Annotated in this window: 16 protein-coding genes; 5 read left to right on the forward strand and 11 right to left on the reverse strand. The window is 63.8% G+C overall.

From position 1 onward, the window contains the following. The first annotated feature begins 10 nt into the window (after window positions 1-10). Window positions 11-1,960, forward strand: a complete 1,950-nt coding sequence (locus ACDC67_RS07920) for an acetoacetate--CoA ligase (RefSeq protein WP_376692083.1) — start codon at window positions 11-13, stop codon at window positions 1,958-1,960. A gap of 312 nt (window positions 1,961-2,272) precedes the next feature. Here ACDC67_RS07920 and ACDC67_RS07925 read toward each other — a convergent pair whose 3' ends face one another. Continuing rightward, a complete protein-coding gene (locus ACDC67_RS07925) occupies window positions 2,273-2,803 on the reverse strand; it encodes an alpha/beta hydrolase (RefSeq protein WP_376692084.1) in 531 nt (176 codons plus the stop codon). On the opposite strand from ACDC67_RS07925, the gene ACDC67_RS07930 reads away from it, so the two are divergent. The 4 genes from ACDC67_RS07930 to ACDC67_RS07945 all read left to right on the forward strand — a co-directional run bounded on the left by ACDC67_RS07930 (window position 2,768) and on the right by ACDC67_RS07945 (window position 6,630). Then, window positions 2,768-3,049, forward strand: coding sequence for a hypothetical protein (locus ACDC67_RS07930; RefSeq protein WP_376692086.1), 282 nt, complete (start codon window positions 2,768-2,770; stop codon window positions 3,047-3,049). The two genes, ACDC67_RS07925 and ACDC67_RS07930, sit on opposite strands and share 36 nt — an antisense overlap. A gap of 51 nt (window positions 3,050-3,100) precedes the next feature. Then, window positions 3,101-3,682 (forward strand): LemA family protein, encoded by a 582-nt coding sequence (locus ACDC67_RS07935; protein ID WP_376692088.1) that lies wholly within the window; start codon window positions 3,101-3,103, stop codon window positions 3,680-3,682. Window positions 3,683-3,693: 11 nt separating this feature from the next. Next, window positions 3,694-5,592, forward strand: coding sequence for a DUF2207 domain-containing protein (locus ACDC67_RS07940; RefSeq protein ID WP_376692090.1), 1,899 nt, complete (start codon window positions 3,694-3,696; stop codon window positions 5,590-5,592). A 237-nt stretch (window positions 5,593-5,829) separates the two neighbouring features. Further along, window positions 5,830-6,630 (forward strand): NYN domain-containing protein, encoded by an 801-nt coding sequence (locus ACDC67_RS07945; RefSeq protein ID WP_376692092.1) that lies wholly within the window; start codon window positions 5,830-5,832, stop codon window positions 6,628-6,630. 163 nt (window positions 6,631-6,793) lie between these two features. On the opposite strand, the gene ACDC67_RS07950 is transcribed toward ACDC67_RS07945, so the two are convergent. The 10 genes from ACDC67_RS07950 to ACDC67_RS07995 all read right to left on the reverse strand — a co-directional run bounded on the left by ACDC67_RS07950 (window position 6,794) and on the right by ACDC67_RS07995 (window position 16,912). Beyond that, window positions 6,794-7,633 (reverse strand): mechanosensitive ion channel family protein, encoded by an 840-nt coding sequence (locus ACDC67_RS07950; protein WP_376692094.1) that lies wholly within the window; start codon window positions 7,631-7,633, stop codon window positions 6,794-6,796. A 266-nt stretch (window positions 7,634-7,899) separates the two neighbouring features. After that, window positions 7,900-8,670 carry an SDR family NAD(P)-dependent oxidoreductase gene (locus ACDC67_RS07955; RefSeq protein ID WP_376692095.1) on the reverse strand — a complete coding sequence of 257 codons (771 nt, stop codon included), beginning with the start codon at window positions 8,668-8,670 and terminating at the stop codon, window positions 7,900-7,902. A 79-nt stretch (window positions 8,671-8,749) separates the two neighbouring features. Further along, window positions 8,750-9,145 carry a GxxExxY protein gene (locus ACDC67_RS07960; protein WP_376692097.1) on the reverse strand — a complete coding sequence of 132 codons (396 nt, stop codon included), beginning with the start codon at window positions 9,143-9,145 and terminating at the stop codon, window positions 8,750-8,752. A gap of 49 nt (window positions 9,146-9,194) precedes the next feature. Continuing rightward, window positions 9,195-10,088, reverse strand: coding sequence for a hydroxymethylglutaryl-CoA lyase (locus tag ACDC67_RS07965; RefSeq protein WP_376692098.1), 894 nt, complete (start codon window positions 10,086-10,088; stop codon window positions 9,195-9,197). A 4-nt stretch (window positions 10,089-10,092) separates the two neighbouring features. Next, a complete protein-coding gene (locus tag ACDC67_RS07970) occupies window positions 10,093-11,262 on the reverse strand; it encodes an acetyl-CoA C-acyltransferase (RefSeq protein WP_376692100.1) in 1,170 nt (389 codons plus the stop codon). Between the two features lie 131 nt (window positions 11,263-11,393). Continuing rightward, complete coding sequence (locus ACDC67_RS07975) at window positions 11,394-13,223, reverse strand: SLC13 family permease (protein ID WP_376692102.1); 1,830 nt, start codon at window positions 13,221-13,223, stop codon at window positions 11,394-11,396. Between the two features lie 269 nt (window positions 13,224-13,492). Continuing rightward, complete coding sequence (locus ACDC67_RS07980; RefSeq protein WP_376692103.1) at window positions 13,493-14,641, reverse strand: isovaleryl-CoA dehydrogenase; 1,149 nt, start codon at window positions 14,639-14,641, stop codon at window positions 13,493-13,495. A gap of 121 nt (window positions 14,642-14,762) precedes the next feature. Next, a complete protein-coding gene (locus ACDC67_RS07985) occupies window positions 14,763-15,866 on the reverse strand; it encodes a Glu/Leu/Phe/Val dehydrogenase dimerization domain-containing protein (protein WP_376692105.1) in 1,104 nt (367 codons plus the stop codon). Window positions 15,867-16,139: 273 nt separating this feature from the next. Beyond that, a complete protein-coding gene (locus ACDC67_RS07990; RefSeq protein WP_376692107.1) occupies window positions 16,140-16,709 on the reverse strand; it encodes a Tll0287-like domain-containing protein in 570 nt (189 codons plus the stop codon). Beyond that, window positions 16,709-16,912 carry a YgaP family membrane protein gene (locus ACDC67_RS07995; protein ID WP_376692109.1) on the reverse strand — a complete coding sequence of 68 codons (204 nt, stop codon included), beginning with the start codon at window positions 16,910-16,912 and terminating at the stop codon, window positions 16,709-16,711. The genes ACDC67_RS07990 and ACDC67_RS07995 overlap by 1 nt, the downstream gene beginning before the upstream one ends. Window positions 16,913-16,937 lie beyond the last annotated feature (25 nt).

Consider the following 16,937-nt stretch of genomic DNA (forward strand, 5'->3'; position numbering starts at 1 on the left):
AGTCAAGACCATGACCGAACCCCTCTGGCGGCCGTCGGCCGAGCGACGTTCCCGGGCCAACCTGTCCCGCTTCATCCAGCTCATCAACCAGCAGCTCGACCCGCACGTGCGCGACTGGGACACGATGTACCAGTGGTCCGTGGATCATCCGCAGGACTTCTGGAAGGCGATGTGGGAGTTCGGCGACGTGGTCGCCGAGACCCGCGGCCACGACACGGTCGAGAACTGGCCGGCGATGCCCGGCACGCGCTGGTTCCCGCAGGCGCGCCTGAATTTTGCCGAGAACCTGCTGAAATTCCGCGACGAGCGCACGGCCCTGGTCTTCGCCAACGAGGACGGGGTGCATCGGAAGATCAGTTACGCCGAGCTCTACGCCGAGGTGGCCCGCGTGGCCGCGGCGCTGCGGGCGATGGGCGTGAAAGAGGGCGACCGCGTGGCCGCCTACCTGCCCAACCTGCCCGAGACCGTCATCGCGATGCTGGCGGCGAGCTCGATCGGCGCGGTGTTTTCCTCCTGCTCGCCGGATTTCGGCGTGCAGGGGGTGATGGACCGCTTCGGGCAGATCGAGCCGAAGGTGCTGTTCGTCGCCGCCGCCTACCAGTACAACGGCAAGGTGCACGACTGCCTGGGCCGGGTGGCCGAGCTGGCCGGAAGGATGCCATCGATCGAGCGTATCGTCGTCACCGGCTACATGGACGACGGCCCGGATCTTTCCGGGCTCGAAAACGCGGTCATGTGGGGCGAATTTGCCGACAACGGCTCGCAAGATGTAGAGTTCGCGCAGTTGCCCTTCGATCATCCCCTGTACATTCTCTACTCCTCGGGTACCACCGGGGTGCCGAAGTGCATCGTCCACGGCGCCGGCGGTACGCTGCTGCAGCATCTCAAGGAGCTCAAGCTGCACACCGACCTGCGGCGCGACGACGCGTTGTTCTATTTCACGACCTGCGGCTGGATGATGTGGAACTGGCTGGTTTCGGGCCTGGCCGTGGGCTCGACCGTGGTGCTCTACGACGGCTCGCCGTTCCATCCGAGCGGCAAGGTGCTCTGGGACCTGGTCGACGAGGTCGGCATCTCGGTGCTGGGCACGAGCGCGAAGTGGATCGCCGCCTGCGACAAGGCCGGGATCAAGCCGCGCGAGTCGCACAAGCTCGAGCACCTGAAGGCCATTCTCTCGACCGGCTCGCCGCTGCTGCCCGAGTCCTTCGACTACGTCTACCGCGACGTCGCCGAGGACGTGCAGCTCAGTTCGATCTCCGGCGGGACGGATATCGTGTCCTGCTTCGCGCTGGGCAACCCGCTGTTGCCGGTCTACCGCGGTGAACTGCAGTGCCGCGGCCTGGGCATGAAGGTCGAAATCCGCGCCGACGACGGGCGGGTGGTCGAGGATGAAACGGGCGAGCTGACCTGTTCGATGCCGTTTCCCTGCATGCCGGTCAGGTTCTGGAACGACCCCGACGGCAAGCGCTACCACAAGGCCTACTTCGAGAAATTCGACGGCGTGTGGTCACACGGCGACTATGCGCGCCTCACGCCACGGGGCGGCGTGGTGATCTACGGCCGCTCGGACGCCACGCTCAATCCCGGCGGGGTGCGCATCGGCACGGCCGAAATTTACCGCCAGGTCGAGAAGCTCGACGAGATCCTCGAGTCGATCTGCGTCGGCCAGGACTGGGAGGGCGACGTGCGCGTGGTGCTGTTCGTGCGGCTGCGTGACGGCGTCGAGCTGGATGACGAACTGCGCGACCGCATCCGCAAGACCGTGCGCGCCAACGCCACCCCGCGCCACGTGCCGGCGAAGATCGTGGCCGTGAATGATATCCCCAGAACCGTCTCGGGCAAGATCGTCGAACTGGCCGTTCGCGACGTGATCCACGGCCGCGAGGTCAAGAACACCTCGGCGCTTGCGAACCCCGAGGCGCTGGAGGAGTATCGCGACCTGGACGATTTGCAGTCGTAGATCGACAGTTGCCTGGCTCAGGGCGGGCAAAATCTTTGGAACGCAAAGCAGCGAAGCAGCAAAGAGCGCAAAGGAAGTAAAAAGGATAAAAATCTAGGAACCACCGAATACACCGAATACACCGAAGAAAATACTCAAGCGGTATTGAGATCGATTTCTTCGGACACTTCAATTGAACCGATGCTCAGTCGATTCTTGATGGGTTTTCGGTGAATTCGGTGTCTTCGGTGGTTTCCCATGATTCTTCCTTCTTTGCGTTCTTTGCGTTCTTTGCTGCTTCGCTGCTTTGCGTTTACAAGGTTTTGACTTTGCTCAGCCGGCCATTGCCCGCAGGAATTCAGTGAATACCGCCTTGAGCTGGGGTAGGGCGGATTCGAGGCGGTGGTCGGTGTCCAGGAGGTGCAGGGCGGCCTTGTTGGCCTGGGCGAAGCGCAGGCTGTGTTGCCAGGGGATGATGTCGTCGTGCCAGCCGTGGACGACGGCTAGCTTGGCCGTTCGCGGCGTGTAGCTTTCGGGCACCACGCCGTCGGGGACGCGGTCTTCGAGGAACAGCGCCGGGGCCATCAGGAACAGGCCGGCGACGGGCACGGTTTCGGCCGCGTGCATGGAGACCCAGCCGCCCAGGGAGGAACCGACGAGAATCGGGGGTGCGGATTGTTCGCCGATCGCCGCGATCAGCCGTTCGGCGCGGGCAAGCGGCTCGTCCTGCAGGTCGCGGTAGTCGATGGCCAGGGTCTCGAGGCTGGCTTGCTTCGCCAGCGGCGCCAGCTCGCGAATCTTCAGGCTCTCAGGGCTGGAGAGGTGGCCGTGGCTGAAGATGACGGTTTTCGATTGTCGGTTCATCAAGGAATTGTTGCATCGTTCATGTTTGGTGCCAAGGTTTGGGCGGACAAAATCTCTCAAACGCAAAGACGCAAAGCAGCAAAGAACGCAAAGAAAGAAAAAGAGAATCGAGAAAACAATGGAACCACGGAATACACGGAAATTGAAAAACTAGAGGTGGCCTTCTTCCGTGCCTTCCGTGGCCCCAGGTTCTATCTTTTCAGGCTTTCTTTGCGTTCTTTGCGTCTTAGCGTCTTTGCGTTTTAGGGACTTTCTTTCCAGAGCCCGGGAACAATGCAATTGGCTTAGAATTGCTCCATGATCGAGGGAATCCTGATTGCCGTGCTCGTCGTCCTGCTGGTGTGGGTCGTGGTGATTTTCAATCGGCTGGTGCGGGCTCGGAACCTGGTGAAGAACGGGTTTGCCGATATCGACGTGCAGTTGCAGCGTCGGCACGACCTGGTGCCGCAGCTGGTGGCGGCGGTGAAGGCTTACAGTGGGCACGAGCAGCGGGTTCTGGAGGAGGTCACGGCGCTGCGTTCGCGTGCGAAGGAAGCGGAGGAGAAGCAGCAGGCGCAGGCCATGGCGGGGGCGGAAACGGCGCTCGCGGCCGGGCTGGGTCGGCTGCTGTTGCTGGCCGAGGATTATCCGGAGCTCAAGGCGACGGAGAATTTCCAGCAGTTGACCGGCGAGCTGGTGGCAACCGAGGATCTGCTCTCGCACGCACGGCGTTTCTACAATGGGGCGGTGCGCGAGCTCAATACGCGAATCCAGCAGTTTCCCGACGTCCTGGTGGCCCGGCTCCTGGGCTTCGAGGAGGAGGCCTTTTTCAGCGCCGGCATCGAGGCACGGTCGGCGCCGCAGGTGGCCGGGCTGCTGCAATCGGAAACGACAGACTGAGGATCTTGTTCATGAGGGAGTTTCTGCTCGCGCTCCTGCTGCTGCCCATGGCGGTGGCGGCCGAGGAGCGCATCGTCGAGTTCGCCAGCGAGATCGAGGTACAGGCCTCGGGCGAGCTGGAGGTGACCGAACGCATCACCGTGGTTGCCGAAGGCCGCGATATCCGGCGCGGCATCTACCGCGACTTTCCGACCCGCTACGAGGATCGCAGCGGCCGGCGCACGACGGTGCCATTCGAGCTGGTCAGCCTGCGCCGCAACGGGGAGCTGGAAGACCGGCGCGTCGAGTCGATCAGCAACGGTGTGCGCATCTACATGGGTAGCGAAGGCCGCATGCTCGAACCGGGTGAGCATACCTATACCCTGGTTTACCGGACCGGCTGGCAGGTCGGTTTCTTCGATGGCTACGACGAGCTGTACTGGAACGTCACCGGCAACGCCTGGGGATTTCCGATCGAGCGCGCCAGCGCGGTGGTGACGCTGCCTGCCGGTGCCTCGCGCGAGGATCTGAGGCTGGATGCCTATACCGGTCGGCAGGGTGAGTCCGGCGGCGACGCGACGGGCGAGGTGATCAGCGGCCGGCGCGCGCGCTTCGAGACGACGCGGCGCCTGGCGCCCAACGAAGGCCTGACCGTGGTCGTGGGCTTTCCCAAGGGACTGGTGAGCGAGCCCACCGCGGCCGAAGAGTTTCAGAAGGACCTGGAGGACAACCGCGTGACGGTGATCGGGGGCGTCGGCACGATCGCGATCGTGCTCTGGTACCTGTTCGCCTGGGTGCGCGTGGGGCGTGATCCGGACGGCGGTGCCGTCTACCCGCGCTATGACCCGCCCGAGGGTTACTCGCCGGGCATGCTGCGGTATGTCTGGAAAATGGGCTACGACAAGACCTGCCTGGCCGCCGCGCTGGTCAGCCTGGCGGTCAAGGGCGCGATCCGGCTCGACAAGGACGACGACGACTACGTGGCCGAGCGGCTCGACGGCGAGACCGAGTCGGCGACCGAGGGCAAGCTTCTTTCGAAGTTGCTCGAGGCGCCGGGCGATCGCATCGTTTTCAAGCAGAGCAACCACGCCGAGATCCGGGCGGCCCTGAAGGCGCACGAGAAGGCCCTGTCGGGACGGATGGAGGGGCGCTACTTCAAGCTCAATCGCTGGTGGGTGATTCCCGGCATCGTGATTTCGGTGGTCACCCTGGTCGCCATGGTGCTCAGCCTGCCGGGCGACGAGAAGTTCCTGGCCGGCTTCCTGGCCGTTCACCAGACGATCTGGAACATCGGCACGGCGGTGCTGGTGATGCGCGTGTACCGCACCTGGCGCGATCTCAAGGGCGTGACCGGGCTGATCGGCGCGATCCTGATGACCGCCTTCAGCCTGCCGTTCGTCATCGCCAGCGTGGTGGTGCTGGGCATCTTCGGCAACATGATCGGTTGGCTTCCGGGCCTGATCGTGGTCGTCATCGGCATCGTCAACGGCCTGTTCTGGAGCTGGATGCGCGCGCCGACCATGCGCGGTAGAGCGCTGCTCGACCATGTCGAGGGGCTGCGCCTGTACCTGACGGTGGCCGAGCGCGACGATATCGAGGCGCGCCATGAACAGGCGCCGCCGCGGACCTTCGAGGAGTTCGAGCGTCTGCTGCCCTATGCCGTGGCCCTCGATGCGGCCGATACCTGGGCCGAGCGCTTTGCCGCCGAGATCGAGGCCGCGGCGCAGGCTGGTACCGCGCAGTCGCGCACTTGGTACCCGGCCACGATGAGCGGCGGTCGCCTGACGGCCGCGGGACTGGGCACGGCCCTGGGCTCGGGCCTGGCCAGCGCCACGGCGTCGGCCTCTACCGCACCCGGGTCGAGCTCCGGCGGCGGGGGTGGTGGCGTCTCCGGCGGCGGTGGCGGCGGTGGTGGCGGTGGGGGTTGGTAGTCCGCCGGTGGGGGTTCGGATGGGTTGTCGTTTGAAACCTTTGAAACGCAAAGACGCGAAGACGCAAAGAAACCCCAAGGAAAAATTAACTGTCGCAGATCACGCCTTGCATGGGACTCAAGCTGTTCTTCGTTATTCTCTTTTCCATTCTTCTTTTCTTCGCGTCTTTGCGTCTTTGCGTTTTAAAGATTTTTCCCGCAAAGTATCGCCAAATATCTCACCTGCAACGGTTAAGCCATGACTTCCAACCCGACCCGCAACCTGGCCGTGTTCTGCGATTTCGAGAACATCGCCCTGGGCGTGCGCGATATGCGCTACGAGGCCTTCGATATCCAGAAGGTGCTCGAGCGACTGCTCCTGAAAGGCAATATCGTGGTCAAGAAGGCCTACTGCGACTGGGGGCGCTACAAGGAGTTCAAGCCGCCGATGCACGAGGCGGCGTTCGAGCTGATCGACATTCCGCACGTGCGCATGTCGGGCAAGAACTCGGCGGATATCCGCATGGTCGTCGATGCGCTGGACCTTTGTTACACCAAGGGTCACGTCGATACCTTCGTGCTGCTCAGCGGCGATTCGGACTTCTCGCCGCTGGTCTCCAAGCTGCGCGAGAACAACAAGACCGTGATCGGCGTGGGCGTGAAGAGTTCGACCTCCGACCTGTTGATGGCCAACTGCGATGAGTTCATCTTCTACGACGACCTGATTCGCAAGAAGCCGCAGAAGCCGGCCAGGAAGAAGACCTCGAAGAAGAAGAAAACGGCGGCCAAGCCGGTCGACGACAAGAAGCAAGAGGCCTTCGACCTGGTGCTGGAAACGGCCGAGGCCCTGTTCGCCGACCGCGACGCCGAGGAGAAGGTCTGGGGGTCGATGGTCAAGCAGGCGCTCAAGCGCCGCAAGCCCGGCTTCAGCGAGTCCTACCACGGCTTCAAGAGTTTCAATAACCTGCTCGAGGAAGCCCGCGGCGCCGGGATGCTGGAGCTCAAGCCCGACGAGAAGTCGGGCGGGTACATCATCCAGTCCATCAAGGCCGAGGACTGATTGATGCCTGGTGCGATATTCCAAATTCAAAACCTTTAAAACGCAAAGACGCAAAGACGCAAAGACGCAAAGGAACCAAATGAACCAAATGAACAATTCTGGTTCTTTTTGATTTCTTCGCGTCTTCGCGTCTTTGCGTTTACCAGGTTTTTTTGGAGCGCCCTCAGTCCGAACCGGCCGAGCTGCCGTCGTTGACGTGGTGGACCGTGCGTTGGGGGAACGGGATGGAGCAGCCGGCGGCTTCGAGTTCGGTCTTGATCTTCTCGAGCAGTTCGCTGCGCACGACCCAGTAATCCTCGGACTTCACCCACGGACGAACGGCGAAGTTGACGCTGGAGTCCGCCAAGTCCATGACCAGGATGGCCGGCTCGGGATCGTCCAGTACCTTTTCGTGGCCGGTGATGACCTTCCAGATGGTGTCGCGGGCGACTTTGAGATTGTCGCCGTAGTCGACGCCGATCAGCAGGTCGCAGCGGCGCGTGTCGAAGGCCGAGTAGTTGGTGATCGGGTTTGAGGTGATCTGGCTGTTGGGCACGATCACGCTGCGGTTATCCGGCGTGACCAGGTAGGAGTTGAACAGGGCCACGCGTTCGACCGTGCCGGACACGCCGCCGGCCTCGACGAAGTGTCCCTTGGTGAAGGGCCTGAGTCCCACCAGCATCACGCCGGAGGCAAAATTCGACAGGCTGTTCTGCAGCGCTAGGCCGACGGCCAGTGCGGCACCACCAAGTACGGCGATCAGCGGCGTGACGGAAACGCCCAGGTAACTGATGGACGCCAGAAGCACGCACAGCAGCAAGACGATGTAGAGGATGGTGCCCAGGAAGGCGACCAGCATGGCGTCAAGCTGGCGCTTGCTCATGGTCTTGCGCGCGAGCCCGACGGCGCCTTTGACGACCCAGCGGCCGATGATGAAGATCAGCAGCGCGCCGATCACTTTCCAGGCGATGGCCAGGATCTGCGCTGTTTCGATGTTGGCGTACCACTGTTGCAGGCTTTCCATGCGGGTCTCCCTCAGGTTGTTCGGGTTATTCTCGGATCATGATCTTGCGCGCCGGATGGTACGTCAAGTGTGTTGCCGAGGCGTCAATGCTTCGTTAGGTTTCAGGTTTCAGGTTTCAGGAAATACAAGGGGTTCGGTGTTCGGTGTTCCGGCGGCGCGTCGGGTGATTGCGGGGCGGCTTCGCCGCGATGGCTTGGTGAAATCCGCGTAGGTCGGGGATGCGACTCCGACCTACGCGGGGTTCGATCGAGGATGTTGCCGGCCCCTTATTTCGGTTCCAGGCGGACGGCGCCGTCGAGGCGCAGGGTGGTGCCGTTCAAGTAGGCGTTTTCCACGATGTGGCCGGCCAGGCGGGCGAACTCTTCGGGCTTGCCCAGTCGCTTGGGGAAGGGGATGGATTCGGCCAGGGCCTGCTGCACCGTCTCAGGCATGACGTCGACCATGGGGGTGTGGAACACGCCCGGGGCGATGGTCATCACGCGCACGCCGAAGCGGGTGAATTCGCGCGCCATCGGCAGGGTCATGCCGACCACGCCGCCCTTGGAGGCCGAATAGGCCGCCTGGCCGATCTGGCCCTCGTAGGCGGCCACGGAAGCGGTGTTGATGATCACGCCGCGCTCGCCGTCGTCGTTGGGCTCGTTGTGCTGCATCAGGTTGGCCGCGGCCTTGCCGATGTTGAAGCTGCCGACGAGGTTGACCATGACCGTCTGCGAAAAGGTTTCGAGCGGCATCGGCGCCTCGCGGCCGAGCACGCGCCCGGCGCCGAGAATGCCGGCGCAGCTGACGGCGACGTTGAGTCCGCCGAGCCAGTCCTTCGCCTCGCCGAGGATCTGTTCGACCTGCGATTCGCTGGTGACGTCGGTCTTGAAGAACTTCGCGTTGCCGTCGCCGAGCTTGCCGACGGCGTCGGCGGCCTTGTCCTCGTTGACGTCGAGCAGGGCGACCTTGCCGCCGAGCGAAACGAAGTGCTCGGCCACGGCAAGGCCCAGTCCCGAAACGCCGCCGGTAATGACGGCCTTGATGTTCTTGGTATCCATGCTTGGCTCCTGTTCTATTACTAATTGAAGAGTGCGAAAAACCGTGTAACCACCGAATACACTGAAGACACCGAAAATGCTAGAGAGCCATTCGCTTGAGTTGCAATTTTCGATTGCCGAAATTGATTATCAAGCCAACCTTAATGCCCGTTGTTTTCAGGTAATTCAAAAGTTGTGCTTGATGCTCGGGAACCAGGTTCCCCGTGGCCTTGATTTCGATTAATACACGACCAGCGATGATCAAGTCGGCTGTGTAGTGTCCTACTGTTGTGCCGTCCTCGTCCTTCACCCTGAGCGGGGCTTGACGATGAACTGAAATTCCCTGCTTTTGCAGACGATTCTCGAGCGCGCCTTCGTAGACCTTTTCCAGAAATCCGTTCCCGAAGTATCGATGGATTTCAAATGCCGTCTGCCTGATACGCTCCGTCAATTCGGCGTACAGCAGGTCTGGCTGAGGGGCGCTCGAGTCACTCATTCGGTGTCTTCGGTGTTTTCGGTGGTTTCCTTGTTTTCTTGATGTATCTCTAACTTCGTTTGAGGATGGCCTGGCCGGTGCGGGAGCGGGGGCGGTTTAGTTCGCCGGCGATCCAGTCGCCTACGCGGGCGAGTTGCATCAGGTCGACGCCGGTTTCCAGGCCCAGGCCGTTGAGCATGTAGACGACGTCTTCGGTGGCGACGTTGCCGGTCGCACCGCGGGCGTAGGGGCAGCCGCCGAGGCCGGCGACGGAGGAGTCGACCACGCGCACGCCGGCGTCCAGGCAGGCGTGGATGTTGGCCAGGGCCTGGCCGTAGGTGTCGTGGAAGTGCACGGCCAGTTGTTCCATGGGCACGGACTTCGCGACCGTCTCGAGCATGTCGCGCGCCTTCACCGGCGTGCCCACGCCGATGGTGTCGCCCAGCGAAATCTCGGCGCAGCCGGCTTCGAACAGGGCCTCGGCGACGCGCACGACGTCGGCGACCGGCACCTCGCCCTGGTAGGGGCAGCCGAGCACGGTCGAGACATAGCCGCGTACCCGGACACCGTCCTCGCGGGCGCGGGCCAGCACGGGCGCGAAGCGTTCCAGTGACTCGGCGATCGAGCAGTTGATGTTCTTGCGGTTGAAGGCTTCGGAGGCGGCCGTGAACACGGCGATCTCCTCGGCCCCCACCTTGCGGGCGCGCTCGTAGCCCTTGACGTTGGGAACCAGTACCGGGTAGCGAACGCCCTGCGTCCGCTCGAAGCGGCTGAAGACTTCCTCGGCATCGGCCAGCTGGGGAATGGCCGGGGCGGCGACGAAACTGGTCGCCTCGACGACGGGCAAGCCCGTGTCGCCGAGGCGCTCGATCAGTTCGATCTTGACCTGGGTCGGGATGGTGTAGGGCTCGTTCTGCAGCCCGTCACGCGGTCCGACCTCGACGATGGTGACCCGATCCGTCATCGCTTCAGAGGAGCTCGACGGCGATCGCGGTGGCCTCACCCCCGCCGATGCACAGGCTGGCGACACCGCGCTTGCCGCCGCGGGCCTTCAGGGCGTGGATCAGGGTGACGAGGATGCGTGCACCGCTGGCGCCGATGGGATGGCCCAGCGCGCAGGCGCCGCCGTTGACGTTGACCTTCTCGTGCGGCAGGTCGAGTTCCTTCATCGCCGCCATGGTGACCGCGGCGAAGGCCTCGTTGACCTCGAACAGGTCGACGTCGCCGGCCTGCCAGTCCGCCTTGTCGAGCACCTTCTTGATGGCGCCCACAGGTGCGGTGGTGAACCACTCCGGCTCCTGCGAATGGGTGGCGTGGGCGACGATGCGCGCCAGCGGGCTGAGCCCGCGTGACTGCGCTTCGGAGGCGCGCATCAGCACCGTGGCCGCCGCGCCGTCGGAAATCTTCGAGGAACTGGCCGCGGTGATGGTGCCGTCCTTGGCGAAGGCCGGGCGCAGCTTGGGCATCTTGTCGATCGGGCAGTTGGCCGGCTCTTCGTCCGTGTCGACTTCGGACTCGCCCTTGCGCGTCTTGACCGTGACCGGTGCGATCTCGGCGCCGAAGGCATCAGATTCGATCGCCGCCAGGGCCCGCTCGACCGAGGCCTTCGAAAAGGCATCCTGCTCGTCGCGCGTGAAGCCGTACTTGGCCACGCACTGCTCGCCGAACTGGCCCATCATCTGCCCGTCATAGGGGTTCTGCAGGCCGTCGAAGAACATGTGGTCGAGGAACTTGGCGTGGCCCATGCGCAGGCCGCGTTCGGCCATGAAGGGGGCGTTGGTCATCGATTCCATGCCGCCGGCGACGACGATGTCGGCCGAGCCGGCCAGCAGGGCGTCGTGTCCCTGGAAGACGGCCTTCATGCCCGAGCCGCAGACCTTGTTGATGGTGGTGCAGCCGGTGCTGACCGGTACGCCGGCACCCAGTGAGGCCTGGCGGGCCGGGGCCTGGCCGACACCGGCCGGCAGCACGCAGCCCATGATGACCTCGGAAACGTCGGCGCCGTCGACGCCGGCATCGCCCAGCGCGGCCTTGATCGCGGCCGCGCCCAGCTGGGGCGACTTGAGCGGGGCGAACTGGCCCTGGAAGGAGCCGATGGCGGTGCGGCGGGCGGAAACGATGACAATGGAATCGGTCATGGGAAAATCCGTGGGTGGTGGAAACTCAGCCGAATATTATCGCACGTTGAGTTCAGCGCTCAGGGTTCAGGTTGTCGTAGGCGGTAGTCCGGAAACGGGACTAGGGACTAGGGACTAGGGTCCACCGACCGTCAGCCCGGCTGCAGGGGATAGAGGGCGTAGATGGCGAGGCTGGTGACGACCATCAGGATGAGGTTCAGCGGCGTGCCGACCCGCACGAAATCAGTGAAGCGATAGAGCCCGGTGCCGAAGATCATGGTGTTGGTCTGGTAGCCGACCGGGGAGAGAAAGCTCGAAGAGGCGCCGAACATCACGACCAGGGCGAGCGGGAGGACGGCCATGTCGAGCGATTGCGCGATCGACAGCGCGACCGGCACCAGGATGACCACCGCGGCGTTGTTCGAGACGATCGCGGTCAGCAGCGCGGTCACCAGGTACAGGGCCATGAGCAGGAACAGGGGGTGCCAGTCGCCGGCGTGATGGGCCAGCAGGCCGCCGAGCCAGGCCGCGCCGCCGGACTTGCTCATGGCGATGCCCAGGGGGATGACCCCGGCAAGCAGGAAGATGACGTTCCAGCTGACACCCGAGTACAAGTCCTCGCGCCGGAGGATGCCGGTGAAGAACATCGCCATCACGCCCATCAGCGCGGTAATGACGATCGGTAGCGGTGTGATGGTTGCGGCGGTGACCACGCCGCCGAGAATCGCGCCGGCCGTCCACATGCGGCGCTTGTCGAAACGGTCCTCGGTGACGTCGAGTACGATGACATCCGGGTGGCGCCGCAGTCGAACCAGGGCAGTGGCTGAGATCGCGATCAGGACGATTTCGCCGACGCGAAGGCGCTCGTCGGCGAGGCGGCGCGAGCGCACCGAATCGGTCTCCAGGCCCACAAGGCGCGCGCTGTAGCGTTTCCAGAAACCGACGCTGTCGCCGGTGACGTTCTTGAAGACCCGGTCGTTGCGCAGCAGCACGCGCGCGAGCTTGCCGTCGCGGCGCAGGCGCCGGCGCTCGCCGAACTCCGAAATGACTTCGACTTCCTCGCTCTTGACCAGGTCCATCACCTGGCGCCGCGTGCCGCGCAGGTGGAGGATGTCGTCGACTTTCAGGCGCGTGGTTTCGGCACGCTTGACGTGGGATTCGCTACCGCGCACCAGGCGCAGGACGGAGACATGATGGCGGCTGACGAAATCGGCTTCGCTGCAGCTCTTGCCGACCAGGTCGCTGCCGGAGGGAATGCTGACCTCGAACACGAAGGTCTCTTCGGATTCGTCGTGCACGTTGGCCCGGTCGGTTTTCGGCAACAGCCAGCGACCCAGGGTGAGGAAGTAGATCAGGCCGGCAGCGAGTACGGCCAGGCCCACGGGCAGAAACTCGAACATGCCGATCTGGCGGCCGAACGCGTCGTCGCGGGCAAGGATGTTGGAGGCGAGCAGATTGGTGGACGTGCCGATCACCGTCAGCGTTCCGCCCATCATGCCGAAGAAGCTCAGCGGCATGAGCAGGCGCGAGGCCTTCGCGCCCGCTCGCCGGGCCATGTCCAGCACGAGGGGGATGGCCACGGCGACGGCGGCGGTGTTGTTGATCAGGCCCGATATCGGTCCGACCAGCAGGGTGATGAGAATCATCTGGCGTGTTTCCGAACCGCCGAACAGCGGCCCCAGCGCCTTGCCCACGGCGTGTACCAGGCCCGAGCGCTGGATGCCGGCCGACAGGATGAACATCGCCAGCACCGTGATCGTCGCCGAGGAGGAAAACCCCGAAAGCCCCTCTTCGATCGTGGGAAACGCCGATTCCAGGTCCACGCCTCGATCGAGCAGCCACTGCGAGTGGAACAGCTGCGGAATCGCCAGGACCGTGATCAGGATCAGGAAGGCGGTGATGTCGAGCGGGAACTTCTCGGTCGCGAACAGGTAGAGCGCGATACCGATGATGACGAAGACCAGGGCAATCTCGACGGTCATCTCAGGTTCCGGATGGAGCAGTGAAAATCAAAACCTTTTCTAACGCAAAGACGCAAAGCAGCAAAGAACGCAAAGAAAACCTTGTGAAATTAAACCTCGAGCCATGGGCAACACGGAATACACAAAAGAGATACATCTTATTGATCTTCAATTTCCGTGATCTCCGTGTCTTCCGTGGGTTCGATGTTTTCTCTGTTTCCGCCTTTCTTTGCGTCCTTTGCTGCTTCGCGTCTTTGCGTTTTAAAGGTTTTCGGGCTTGACCGCTTTGATCAGGTGCGCCCGGCGGCGAGTTCGCGGCCGATGAGCATGCGGCGGATTTCGTTGGTGCCGGCGCCGATGTCGTAGAGCTTGGCGTCGCGGAGCAGGCGGCCGGTGGGGTATTCGTTGATGTAGCCGTTGCCGCCGAGGGCCTGGATGGCTTCGAGGGCGACGTTGACGGCGCTGGTCGAGCAGTGCAGCAGGCAGGCGGCCGCGTCGATGCGCGAGCGTTCGCCGGCGTCGTAGTCGGCCGCGACCTGGTAGGCGAAGCCCCGGGAAGACTGCAGGGCGGCGTACATGTCGCCGACCTTGGCCTGCATCAGGCCGAAGTCCGACAGGGTGCGGCCGAACTGCTTGCGCTCGCGGATGTAGGGCAGCACGTTGTCCATGGCTGCCTGCATGATGCCGATGGGGCCGCCGGAGAGCACCAGGCGTTCGGAGTTGAGGCCCGACATGAGGATCTTGACGCCCTCGTTGACTTCGCCGAGCACGTTTTCTTGCGGGATCTCGCAATTGTCGAAGACCAGCTCGCAGGTGTTGGAGCCGCGCATGCCGAGCTTGTCGAGCTTCTGCGCCTTGCTGAAGCCGGCAAAGTCCTTCTCGACGATGAATGCGGTCATGCACTTGCTGCCGGCATCCTGGCCGGCGGTGCGCATGTAGACCAGGGCCACGTCGCATTCGGGACCGTTGGTGATCCACATCTTCGATCCGTTGGCGACCCACACGTCACCCTTCTTCTCGGCGCGGCAACTCATCGAGCCGACCACGTCGGAGCCCGCTCCCGGTTCGGACATGGCCAGCGCACCGACCCATTCGCCGGAGACCAGCTTCGGCACGTACTTCTCGCGCTGGGCCTCGTTGCCGTTGCGGCACAGGTTGTCGACGCACAGGTTCGAATGGGCGCCGTAGGACAGGCCGACCGAGGCCGAGGCGCGCGAGATTTCCTCCATCGCCACGAGATGCGCCAGGTAGCCCATGTCCGAGCCGCCGTGCTCTTCCGGAATGGTGATACCCAGCAGCCCCATCTCGCCCAGCGCCTGCCAGAGTTCCTGCGGAAACTCGTTGGCGGCGTCGATCTCCTCGGCGCGCGGGGCAATCGATTCCTCGGCGAATCGACGCACGCTCTCGCGCAGCATCTCGATGTCTTCGGATAGTTTCATGGCAGTTCTCGGACCGGGTGGCGTCGGGGGTTGAGAAGGTCTGAGGTTTCAGGTTTCAGGTTTCAGGGGGAGCCGTTGTTTAACCTGAACCCTGAAACCTGAACCCTGAAACCTTTTTTGGTCAGTGATTCCCGCGCTCGCGGCCCGGGAAGCGGTGCGAGCGGCCCATGAACGGCAGCTTCAGCTTGCCGACCATGGCGATGCGCTCGGCGGCCATGCGGTCGGCGGCTTTCCAGGTCGGGATGCCGTCGCGCTCGGCGATCTGGAAGATCTTCGAGACGTTGTAGTAGATGGCGCGGGTCATGCGCTTGGCGCGCTCGCGATTGTAGCCTTCGAACTCGATCGAGACATTCATGAGCCCGCCGGCGTTGACCGCGTAGTCCGGCGCGTAGATGATGCCGCGGCGCTCGAGTTCGTCGCCGCATTCTTCCGTGGCGAGCTGATTGTTGGCGGCGCCGCACACGACCTTGAACTTGAAGCGCGGGATGGTCTGTTCGTTGACCGTCGCGCCCAGCGCGGTGGGTGCGTAGACGTCGGCGTCCACGTCGTAAATGTCGTCGGTGCCCACGGCCTCGCAGCCCATGTCGACGGCGGCCTGGACGGCTTCCTCGTTGATGTCGGTCACGAAGACCTTGGCGTTTTCCTTGCGCAGAAGCTTGACCAGCTCCATGCCGACGTGGCCCACGCCCTGGACGGCGTAGCTGTACTTGCCGATCTCCTCGTCGCCGAACTGGCGCTGGAGGCTGGCGCGAATGCCCTGAAGGGTGCCGAAGGCGGTAAACGGCGACGGGTCGCCGGAGCCGCCGTGAACCTGGTGGACGCCGACGACGTTGTCGGTTTCCTGGAAGACGTATTCCATGTCGTTGACGTCGATGCCGACGTCCTCGGCCGTGATGTAGCGGCCGTTGAGGGAATCGATGAAGCGGCCGACCGCGCGAAACAGCGCTTCGGACTTGTCCTTGCGCGGGTCGCCGATGATGACCGACTTGCCGCCGCCGAGGTTGAGGCCGGCGACCGCCGCCTTGTAGGTCATCCCGCGCGACAGGCGCAGCACGTCGTCGAGGGCATCCTGCTCCGTGGCGTAGGGCCACATGCGCATGCCACCCAGGGCCGGTCCGAGCGTGGTGTTGTGGATCGCGATGATGGCCTTCAGGCCGGCATCCTTGTGGTGACAGAAGATGACCTGCTCGTGCTCGGTCGTGTGGATGGTTTCAAACAGATTCATTGACAGTCCTCCAGGGCCTGCGCCGGTGCGGTCGCAAGCGTTGGCGCCGATCCCCCGTCGAATCGGCCGGGTGTGACTCGTTGGCTGACACGCCCGGAAGATGATAGAAATCCGGGCTGCGAGTGCTCCCGCCGAGCGAATGTCGACAGCCGGCGGGGCAGCCGCCTATTTTAGCCTGAACCGGAGGGGCGTGCCAGCAGTCGGTCTGCTCGATGGGCAAGCCCGCCGATCTTGCCGGAGGATGGGGGAAGCGGAGGGTGTGCGTGCCCGGTCTCAGTCCGAATCAAGCTCGACTTCGACCGAGAAGGCGCCGCGCAGGTCACCGACGGAATAACCACGGGCCTGGTCCCGCGGGTAGGCGGCGTCGATCGCCTCGGCGACGTCCGGTTGCAGGTCCTGGCCGTGGCAGGTGGTGCAAAGGCCTTGCGTGGGGATGGCCTTCATCCAGTGCAGGAAACGGCGCTCGCCCTTGCGGCGCAGTGCAAAGGCATCGATCTGCCCCGGCGCTTCGCCGTCGGCGAGGCGTTGTTCGAACTCCTGCAGCATGCGGGTCTCCCAGCTGTCGGGGCGGTTATCGGGGTTGCGTACCTTCAGGGACGTGCGGCCGACCCGGCGGCTGTCGCTGGATACGTTGTCGGCGATTTCCGGCGCACGAACCCGGCACACCTCGATCCCCGCCACCGGCCCGCCTTCGGCCATCGCCGCCTGCAGGGCCTGCTGCAACTGGCTGCCCAGCGCGCCGGCGCCGGCGCGGGCGTCCTCGACCCAGGACGGCGCGGGCTCCTCGGCCGAGACGGCAGAGGCAGCCAGCGCAATGAGGGTGGCTGACAGCAGGCCACGCATCAGTTGAAGGCCCGTCCGGGTTGCTTGCCCATCGACTTCAAGATGCGGGCCAGGGGGCAGAAGCCGGTGAAGGCGGCCTGCAGCATGTTGAGGCCGACGAATGCGGTCAGCAAAAGCCAGTAGACGCTGTGCAGTTGCGACAGCACGACGCTGAGGAGAATCATGAAGCCTGCGAAGGCGAAAACGAGTCGGTCGATGTTCATGGCGTGGGTCCTTCCCGGTGAGCAC

This window comes from Wenzhouxiangella indolica (genome assembly GCF_042310355.1).
In the GTDB taxonomy this organism is placed as follows: Bacteria; Pseudomonadota; Gammaproteobacteria; order Xanthomonadales; family Wenzhouxiangellaceae; genus Wenzhouxiangella.

Coding starts and splice junctions, on each gene's coding strand:
- ACDC67_RS07925 (WP_376692084.1), bottom strand. CDS start 2,803: ATGAACCGACAATCGAAAACCGTCATCTTCAGCCACGGCCACCTCTCC.
- ACDC67_RS07995 (WP_376692109.1), bottom strand. CDS start 16,912: ATGAACATCGACCGACTCGTTTTCGCCTTCGCAGGCTTCATGATTCTC.
- ACDC67_RS07975 (WP_376692102.1), bottom strand. CDS start 13,223: ATGACCGTCGAGATTGCCCTGGTCTTCGTCATCATCGGTATCGCGCTC.
- ACDC67_RS07945 (WP_376692092.1), top strand. CDS start 5,830: ATGACTTCCAACCCGACCCGCAACCTGGCCGTGTTCTGCGATTTCGAG.
- ACDC67_RS07950 (WP_376692094.1), bottom strand. CDS start 7,633: ATGGAAAGCCTGCAACAGTGGTACGCCAACATCGAAACAGCGCAGATC.
- ACDC67_RS07935 (WP_376692088.1), top strand. CDS start 3,101: ATGATCGAGGGAATCCTGATTGCCGTGCTCGTCGTCCTGCTGGTGTGG.
- ACDC67_RS07940 (WP_376692090.1), top strand. CDS start 3,694: ATGAGGGAGTTTCTGCTCGCGCTCCTGCTGCTGCCCATGGCGGTGGCG.
- ACDC67_RS07955 (WP_376692095.1), bottom strand. CDS start 8,670: ATGGATACCAAGAACATCAAGGCCGTCATTACCGGCGGCGTTTCGGGA.
- ACDC67_RS07920 (WP_376692083.1), top strand. CDS start 11: ATGACCGAACCCCTCTGGCGGCCGTCGGCCGAGCGACGTTCCCGGGCC.
- ACDC67_RS07990 (WP_376692107.1), bottom strand. CDS start 16,709: ATGCGTGGCCTGCTGTCAGCCACCCTCATTGCGCTGGCTGCCTCTGCC.
- ACDC67_RS07960 (WP_376692097.1), bottom strand. CDS start 9,145: ATGAGTGACTCGAGCGCCCCTCAGCCAGACCTGCTGTACGCCGAATTG.
- ACDC67_RS07970 (WP_376692100.1), bottom strand. CDS start 11,262: ATGACCGATTCCATTGTCATCGTTTCCGCCCGCCGCACCGCCATCGGC.
- ACDC67_RS07985 (WP_376692105.1), bottom strand. CDS start 15,866: ATGAATCTGTTTGAAACCATCCACACGACCGAGCACGAGCAGGTCATC.
- ACDC67_RS07965 (WP_376692098.1), bottom strand. CDS start 10,088: ATGACGGATCGGGTCACCATCGTCGAGGTCGGACCGCGTGACGGGCTG.
- ACDC67_RS07980 (WP_376692103.1), bottom strand. CDS start 14,641: ATGAAACTATCCGAAGACATCGAGATGCTGCGCGAGAGCGTGCGTCGA.